Origin of the sequence: Psychrobacter sp. AOP3-A1-26 (genome assembly GCF_052378235.1) — a bacterium.
Taxonomy (GTDB): Bacteria; Pseudomonadota; Gammaproteobacteria; order Pseudomonadales; family Moraxellaceae; genus Psychrobacter.
This window is the reverse complement of the sequence record NZ_JBQSXN010000160.1, coordinates 1-2,189: the sequence shown is the minus strand read 5'-3', so window position 1 is coordinate 2,189 and position 2,189 is coordinate 1. Positions and strand designations below refer to the sequence as shown.

The 2,189-nt window shown below is 40.8% G+C and carries 3 protein-coding genes and 1 pseudogene; all 4 read right to left on the bottom strand.

The window, feature by feature from the left end; translation table 11 throughout:
• On the bottom strand, window positions 1-252 hold a 252-nt coding region (locus ACT3TU_RS14015; protein WP_444784515.1), incomplete at its 3' end, for a M14-type cytosolic carboxypeptidase.
• A gap of 66 nt (window positions 253-318) precedes the next feature.
• Window positions 319-761, bottom strand: a pseudogene (locus ACT3TU_RS14010) (RNA-guided endonuclease InsQ/TnpB family protein); the annotation flags it as partial.
• Window positions 762-833: 72 nt separating this feature from the next.
• The gene (gene icmH, locus ACT3TU_RS14005) at window positions 834-1,646 is read right to left on the bottom strand and encodes a type IVB secretion system protein IcmH/DotU (RefSeq protein WP_192528933.1); all 813 of its coding nucleotides are present in this window, start codon (window positions 1,644-1,646) and stop codon (window positions 834-836) included.
• Between the two features lie 59 nt (window positions 1,647-1,705).
• The coding region (gene tssK, locus ACT3TU_RS14000) for a type VI secretion system baseplate subunit TssK (RefSeq protein WP_444784514.1) at window positions 1,706-2,189 on the bottom strand (484 nt) is incomplete at its 5' end.

The window sequence follows — 2,189 nt, the reverse complement described above, 5'->3', positions numbered from 1 at the left end:
CAGACGGAACCAATACTCCCTATCATACGAAGCAACTGCTTGGTAGTTCTCCCACCCTGCAACGTATGAGGCCTCCCCTGCGTTGACGATATTTAAAGTGTACTGCTCACCTGCCTGACCTGTTAGGCGAAAATTAAACCACTGAAAAAATTCGCCCCCCTCGTCTGGTCGAATCGCCAATTGAATGTCGTCTTTATTTTGTGTATTGATAATATCGATATTACCTGCATCGAAATTTGCCGTGATATGCATAATTTATCCTTTATAAGTTTTATGACGGTGTTCAAACATGCAGAGCACCTTGACTTCCTCCCCTCCCTAAACGGAGGGGATTCCTACTAAAGACGGCCAAGCCCGACCGCGAGAATGTTTTTTGCTCCATTAACATCTCTATTATGGGTCGTTTTACAAGAACGACAAAACCACTCTCTTATACCAAGACCTTCTCTACCTTTCGGACTGTCTTGGCGGGAGCCGCAATTTGATCAGGTTTGGGTGCTGTACGCTTCATTGACTTCGATATAGTGGCAACCTGCGTTCGCGCATTTATAATCCAGTTGCCGCTTAATCTCAAACCAACCAGCATCATAGACGGATTTGGCCAGTTTGGATGAAGTGAATGATGTTGATTTAATCTTTCCAACAACGATTAGGCTGTTGGCTTTGACTAATTTATTGGTAAATTTATGGATTAAGTCTTGACGGGTGTTTTTAATCTTGGATTGTTTTTTGCGGTCAGCAAATATTGCAAAAGCAAGACGTTATCTGTCAAGCGACAACATATCATCACATTGCCTCAAAACGGCCAAACGATCTGGCTTTCGCTATATAGGTTATGGCAAAAATATTGAAATATGTGCCTGTTCTTTGTTTTCTTGAATGACTTGACTGTAGGCTACTATTTGATTGTTTGTCGTTTGGTTGGATAAGTACCACATTGTAGAAAAAATTGCCGTCAACAATGTGACCAACACAGCCACGATCACCCATAAGGGTGTCTCACTTGTCAAAGTATGTTTGATTTGATCAGGAATCGCCCAAAACGGAGAAAACTCGTTTTTATTACCACGTAAATGCTCAATCTCATCGCCTAGTCTAGAAATGAGATAGCGAATTTTTTCAGGGGCTTCTAACCGATACTTACCTTGAAAGCCAAGCAACATGGCATAATGATATACCTCTAATGATGCCAGTCTTTTCTCACCTTGCTCTCTCAGATGATCTAGGCGTTCAAAAAACTCATTACCTGCTACTTGCGAACCAAATAAATCTAACTGTAAAGGGTTTAGCTCCCATGCATTTTTTAAGGACTGAAACTCAGGCTCTTGTGAGGTCATGATGGTCTCATCAATTAAAGCACAATATGCATATTTTGCCTCATAGACATCCTCAGACAAAAACCCTTTTTTTCTTGCACTACTCTCAAACTTGTTCAAAAAATCATATATCTTTTGACGAAAACCTGTAGGCTCGTTACTAAAATAGCCATTGCGTAGCAAAAAAACCAAGTAAAACCCGTCATACATTATATCAATTAATGACTGACTACTGAGACGTTTGTCTAGACCATCTGTTGAAACAGTAGACGCAACCTCACCGGAGTCGAGCAAAGAAGGAACAGCTGGAGGGAATTGGTTTGTTGACATAGTGCTTTAGCCTTATAAAGTGTATCTGAATAATAGAGCTATCAAATGATAAAGTTAGGCTAAATAATAGCCATCAGTTCAATTTTTAGATCATCAAAACCATTGGGCACATAAATACAAATCGATTCAGATTTCATCATCTCATCATACAACTCTCCTGATGGCTCAATCATAAAATAACTAAAACCTGGCCTGACAGGTATGGCACTTGGCACTTGAGTAATATGAGAAATCGGCAATCCGGGCAATGCTGATAAGACTCGCTTTTCTACAGCATCAGGCGTGGCAACCTTAAAGCGTCTTGGGACCAAATTAATCAGCTCATGCATAGGTATAGAGGAACTGATTGACAAATAAAGCTGAGCACTGCGTGTGATCTTATCGCCGCTAAGCTCACCAGTATAGTAAGAAGGTCGGGTTTGCTGTAGTGGAATTGAGACAAAATTACTGGCAATAACGGTGTTTAGCAGCTCACGGATAATCGTGATAATACTCGTAAAAGCCTCATGAGCATTATCGTGCTGGTATTGTGGTAGGCTACTC